Origin of the sequence: uncultured Gimesia sp. (genome assembly GCF_937919775.1) — a bacterium.
Classification (GTDB): domain Bacteria; phylum Planctomycetota; class Planctomycetia; order Planctomycetales; family Planctomycetaceae; genus Gimesia.
Map to the genome: position 1 here is coordinate 1 of NZ_CALFPF010000700.1, position 6402 is coordinate 6402.

Genomic DNA, 6402 nt, shown 5'->3' on the forward strand with positions numbered 1-6402 from the left:
GTTTGATTGATGGTCGAGAGATTTCGGCGTACAACAGTATGTAAAGAATGTTAAGGATTCTGCTGAAGTTCCGTTTGGAGTTTCAATTTTGCAGGATGGATCCAGGGAAATGAAGTCTCTGGCACATTGATCTGCCCAGGTAACAGGAATCGTTTTATGAGCCTCCAGCTAGACCGTCAACAACTGCGAACCGTGCATATTGTGCCTCTGACTGCTTTTGATCGCAACGATCAACTCAATCTGGATGCTCAGGCAGCTCACACAGCCAAATTATACGAAGCAGGGATGCGCGTATTTCTGCCCGGAGCCGGCACGAGTGAATTTCACAGCCTGCTGCCCGAGGAAATTGTCGAGCTGGTGAGAATTACCCGTCAGTCAACCGGCCCGGAGGCGCTCATTTTTGCACCGATCGGCTATCAGGTGGGGGTTGCCCGTCAGACCGCCGTTGATTCGATCAAAGCCGGCGCCACAGGGATCATGTTTATGCCGTTTGCGCACCCTTATATGAGTGATCGTGGTGCGGAAGAGTATTATCTCAGTGTGATGGATGCCGCCAATTGCCCGACTTTGTATTACAAAAAAGCAGAGATTCCCAGCGATGCGCTGCTGTTGAAATTAGCCGCCGATAAGCGATCTGTCGGAGTGAAGTATTCGGTGAATCAGATGCACCAGTTCCGTACGACTGTCAGCGCCGATAACCTCGGCCTGGAATGGATTTGCGGTTCGGCAGAGCGATTTGCACCTTTCTATATGCTGGCCGGTTCCGGAGGATTTACCAGTGGGGCAGGAAATGTTTGCCCGCATTTGTCTCTGGCAATGCATGCGGCTTTCGCGTCGGGTGACTATGCGGAAGGGATGCGCATTCAACATTTGATTCTGCCGATTGAAGACTACCGGGCCAGAGCAGGGGACAGCTTTAATATCAGCATGCTGAAGTACGCGATTACTTTGACGGGGGCAGACTTCGGCCCGCCACGCCCACCGCAGCGGACTCTGACTTCGGAACAGGAAGCAGAGATTCGCCAGCTGATGGAGCCGATTCTCCAGGCAGAAGCAGAATTAGCGCAACAAAAAAGCCCCGTTTCGTAAAACGGGGCTTTTCGTTTTTTTTAGAACTAGGCAGTTGCCATTCGTTCTTCTTTTTCTTTCAGGCGGCGTGCCACAACTTCTTCCTGAATATTTCTGGGCACCTGGGCATAACGGGCGAATTCCATGCTGAATCCCCCTTTACCCTGTGTCATCGAGCGTAGTTCATTGGCATAGTCAAACATGTTTGCCAGTGGTACTTCTGCGATGAAAATACTGGTTCCCAGTCGGGTTTCCGAAGTATTGATCACACCCCGCTTCTGTGCGATATGGCCGGAAACGGGTCCCTGATATTCTTCAGGAACTTCGACTTCCAGTTTCATGATCGGCTCCAGCAGAGCCATGTTGGATTTCTTGAGTGCATCTCGCATACAGTTGAAACCGGCGACGTTGAAGGCCATTTCCGAAGAGTCAACATCATGGTAGCTACCATCGGAAAGTGTGGCGGAAACACCAACGACTTCACATTCGCAAAGCGGTCCTTTGACCAGCGCCCGTTTGAAACCTTTGTCGACAGCAGGGATGTATTCTTTGGGAATACGACCCTGGGTAACCGCGTTGACAAATTTGTAGGCATCGCCATTGTTCTCAACAGCCATCGGTTCAATTTTCCCAACCACGTGAGCGTATTGACCGGAACCACCAGTCTGCTTTTTGTGCTTGTGATTGTATTCAACGGGAATCGTAGGAGTTTCGCGATAAGCAACGCGTGGCTCTCCAACGATACATTCCACTTTGTATTCACGTTTGATGCGTTCGATGTAAACATCGAGGTGCAGCTGACCCATGCCGGCGATGATCGTCTGATTGGTTTCTTCGTCGGTCATCACGTGGAAGGTAGGATCTTCGCGGTTGAAACGCTGAATCGCTTTGGCCAGTCGGTCTGCCCCATCCCGGTCGAGCGGCTCGATCGAAAGGCGAATCACTGGTTCAGGAACAAAGATACTTTCCAGAGCAAAGTTGACGTCACTGGTACAGAAGGTATCCCCTGAGGCACATTCCATCCCGACGGCGGCAATAATGTCACCGGCTTCGCCGCAATCCACGTCTTCGCGACTGTCGGCGTGCATACGCACCAATCGGCCGAAGCGGGTGGAGTTCCCGGTTCGGGTGTTGATATAGCTCTTGCCTTTTTCGATTTTACCCTGATAGATACGCATATAAGTTAATTGGCCGAATGTTTCATCGACAATTTTGAATGCCATCGATACCAGAGGTTTATCGGAAGAGTGTGACAGTTTGGTTCGGAATAATTCACTGTTTGTATCTTCCTGGCCTTCTTTGATTGCTTTCAGCTGTGCGTCCAGATCGATGGCAGTGATCTCACGGTCAAGCGGGCTGGGCAGGAACCGCACGACAGCGTCGAGCAGAGTCTGTACCCCTTTGTTCTTGAAAGCGGTTCCCATCATGACAGGAGTAATTTCATGCGAAAGCGTAGCTTGGCGAATGACTTTGTAGATGTCTTCATGGGGAATGTCTGCTTCTTCCAGCAGAGCAACCATCAGATCGTCACTGAACATGGAAAGCGTTTCCAGCATCGCAGTGCGGGCTTCTTCAGCAGCATCTTGAAACTCTGCGGGAATCGCGCCGAATACTTCTGTTTCGCCTTGATCGCCGGTGTAAGTGATGGCCTGCATCGTGACCAGATCAACAACGCCCTGGAATTGAGCACCTTCACCCAGCGGGATCTGCAGCGGCAACGGAACAACATGCAGTTTATTTGCGATCTGCTTAATCACGCTGGCAGAGTCTGCACCGGTTCGGTCCATTTTATTGATGAATGCAATTCGGGGAACGCCGTAACGTTTCATCTGGCGGTCAACGGTCAATGACTGGCTTTGAACACCACCCACAGAGCAGAGCACGAGCACTGCACCATCCAGCACGCGCAGACTGCGTTCTACTTCGACAGTGAAGTCAACGTGCCCCGGTGTATCGATAATGTTGATCGTTGTATCTTTCCACTGGACCTGAGTCGCAGCCGAGGCAATCGTGATCCCTCGTTCGCGTTCAAGCTCCATGCTGTCCATTGTAGCGCCACCATCGCCGCCCCGAACTTCACGTACTTTGTGAATTCGTCCTGAGTAATACAAAACTCGTTCGGTGAGTGTTGTTTTACCAGAGTCAATGTGAGCCGAGATTCCAATGTTTCGATACTTGTCCAGATTTTTCATGGCTTTGATACACGTTTACTTAGAATAACACGTTATAGGTACAAAACGGACGGCAACATACCGACCTTGTTAAAGAGCTCAATTCTTAACGGAACTTGTTGTGAGAAGAAACACTCAAGTTTTTTACAGGGGGGTAGGCCCCGCAAAATCGCATCACACTACTGTTGTGATGGCTGATCCAGCAGGTCAAAAAAACAAGGGATCACTAACATCGAGAACATTTCGCAAGTAGACAATCTGAGCGTAAGGTGTGAGCGTAGAATCTTATCGTTGTATCGTCTTCGGGGGAAGAGGATTTTTGGTTAAATTCAGAAAACTCGCTGATTAATCACGTAATCGGCTTAAAGAACACAGTTTGAAAATTAAAAAGAGAACACAGGGAGAGACTCCGATGAATCTCCCCCTGTTTGTAAATCCAGACTATAAATAGCCTTAAGCTTTTTCATCCAGGACCGCTTGAGCAGCCGCCAGTCGAGCGATTGGCACTCGGAAGGGGGAGCAGCTCACATAGTCGAGCCCCAGTTCGTGGCAGAAAATCACACTGGCAGGATCACCACCATGTTCACCACAAATTCCGATTTTCAGACCGGCGCGGGTGGATCGGCCTCGCTCGACACCTGTCTGCATGAGACGTCCCACACCATCCTGATCAATGGTCTGGAAAGGATCGGAAGGGATAATATCGTTTTCACGGTAATGGCCGATGAACGTACCATAGTCGTCACGGCTCATACCAAGTGTCGTTTGCGTCAAGTCGTTTGTACCAAAGCTGAAGAATTCAGCCGTCTCAGCAATCTGATCTGCACAGATCGCAGCACGGGGAAGTTCGACCATCGTTCCGACGAGGTAATTGACTTTGACCCCTTTTTCAGCAAGCACTTTTTCCGCTTCCTGACGAATGATGGCGGCCTGGTTATCAAATTCGGTTTTGAATCCGGCAAGGGGAACCATGATTTCAGGAAAGACGTCGATACCGGCGCTTTGAACGTCGCAGGCTGCTTCCATGATGGCTCGTGCCTGCATGGCGGTAATTTCCGGATAAACGATCCCCAGACGGCAACCACGGTGACCGAGCATCGGGTTCAGTTCATGCAGTTCTTCAACACGCCGACGAATGAACTCGATTGAGACACCCAGTTCATTGGCCAGTTCTTCTCCCAGCGTGGGGTTTTCTTCCAGATGGCGGTCTGAAAGGAACTCGTGCAAAGGCGGGTCCAGCAGGCGAATGGTGACCGGCAGACCGTTCATGGCCTTGAAGATTCCGGCAAAGTCTTCCCGTTGGAACGGCAGCAGTTTGTTGACTGCTTTGGTTCGTGAAACGACATCGCCGGCGGCAATCATTTCGCGAATTTCGGCCAGGTGATGGAAGAACATATGCTCGGTTCGGCACAAGCCGATTCCTTCTGCACCAAAGGAGATCGCTTCAGCAGCCTGATCGGGCTGGTCGGCATTGGTACGGACTTTCAATTTGCGGATTTCATCAACCCAGCTCATCAACTGTTGATATCGCTGGTATGTTTCCGAGTCTTCCGGCTTCATTGTTTTTGAAATCAGAACTTCCACAATTTCACTGGGTTTTGTTTCGACTTTACCGGCGAAAACTTCTCCGGTGAAACCGTCGATGCTGATCCAGTCACCACTTTTGAGCACCTTGTCTCCGGCTTTAATCGTTCCGGCTGTCGAATCGATTTGCAGTTCTGAGGCACCGACAATACAGGCTTTGCCCATCTGGCGGCTGACGAGAGCAGCGTGAGAACTGGCACCACCCAAAGCGGTCAGAATCCCTTTGGAGACACGCATACCACGCAAGTCTTCCGGGCTGGTTTCGCGACGTACCAGTACCAGTTGTGCCGAATTGTCTTTATTGTAGATTGCTTCTGCTTCTTCCGCACTGAAACAGATATGGCCACAGGCTGCACCCGGACCGGCGTTGATACCTTTGGTTAACAGATTGCCTGCTTTGGCTGCTTTCGCTTTTTCTGCAGGGTCAAAAATCGGCTGCAACAGCTGGTTCAAGTCGTCGGCAGGAATCCGGCGTTTTGTAATCGCCTGTTCCTTGCTGACCAGACCTTCGTTGACCATATCGACGGCAATCCGGACGGCAGCAAAGCCGGTTCGTTTTGCATTTCGCGTCTGCAGCATCCAGACTTTTCCACGTTGAATCGTGAATTCGATGTCCTGGACGTCTTTGTAGTGTTGTTCCAGTTTCTGGCCGATTTCTTCGAGCTGTCTGTAACCTTCGGGCAGGTCAGTGCTCAATGTTGTTTCAATCAGCTTGGGTGCCCGGATACCGGCAACCACGTCTTCTCCCTGAGCATTGATCAGGTAGTCGCCACAGAATCCGGGTTCGCCGCTGGAGCAGTTACGAGTCAGGCCTACGCCTGTTGCACAGTCGTCACCCAGGTTGCCGTAAACCATTGCCTGAACGTTGCAGGCAGTACCCCAGCTGTGTGGAATTCCGTAATCGCGACGGTAAACGTAGGCGCGGTCATTGGTCCAGCTACTGAAGACGGCTCCGATAGCGCCCCAGATTTGTTCTTTGGGATCGGTGGGGAACTCGATGCCGGTCTCTTTTTTGATGAGGGCCTTGAATTCAGCCACCAGTTCTTTGAGGTGTGTTGCACTCAGGTCGGAATCATATTTCGCACCGGCGGCTTCACGTTTGGCTTCCAGAGCATGTTCGAACGGATCATGATCTGATCCTTTCATGCCCAGCACAACGTCGCCATACATCTGCACGAAGCGGCGGTAACTGTCCCAGGCAAAGGCTTCGTTGCCGGATTGTTTTGCCAGCGCTTCCACGGTTGTGTCATTCAGGCCGATGTTCAATACGGTATCCATCATACCGGGCATTGATTCACGAGCACCGGAGCGGCAGGAAACCAGCAGCGGGTTGGTGTCGCAACCGAACTTGGCTCCCATCGCTTCTTCTACTTTGGCCAGCGCTTCTTCAACTTGCGCTTCGACTCCGTCCGGATATTGACTGTTGTTGTCGCTGTAGTAATTGCAAACTTCTGTGTTCAGAGTAAAACCAGCGGGAACGGGGAGCCCGATGTTGATCATTTCTGCCAGGTTAGCTCCTTTACCCCCCAGGGTATTGCGCATTGTAGCGTCGCCATCTGCTTTTCCAGCACCAAAGAAG

The 6402-nt window shown here is 51.2% G+C and carries 3 protein-coding genes; 1 reads left to right on the plus strand and 2 read right to left on the minus strand.

Going from position 1 to position 6402, the window contains the following annotated elements:
- The first annotated feature begins 156 nt into the window (after nucleotides 1-156).
- A complete protein-coding gene (locus Q0294_RS19835; protein ID WP_299468921.1) occupies nucleotides 157-1089 on the plus strand; it encodes a dihydrodipicolinate synthase family protein in 933 nt (310 codons plus the stop codon).
- Between the two features lie 26 nt (nucleotides 1090-1115).
- On the opposite strand, the gene fusA is transcribed toward Q0294_RS19835, so the two are convergent.
- The gene (gene fusA / locus Q0294_RS19840; RefSeq protein WP_299468923.1) at nucleotides 1116-3260 is read right to left on the minus strand and encodes an elongation factor G; all 2145 of its coding nucleotides are present in this window, start codon (nucleotides 3258-3260) and stop codon (nucleotides 1116-1118) included.
- 432 nt (nucleotides 3261-3692) lie between these two features.
- Nucleotides 3693-6402: pyruvate, phosphate dikinase (ppdK, locus tag Q0294_RS19845; protein WP_299468925.1), on the minus strand; the 2710-nt coding region annotated here is incomplete at its 5' end.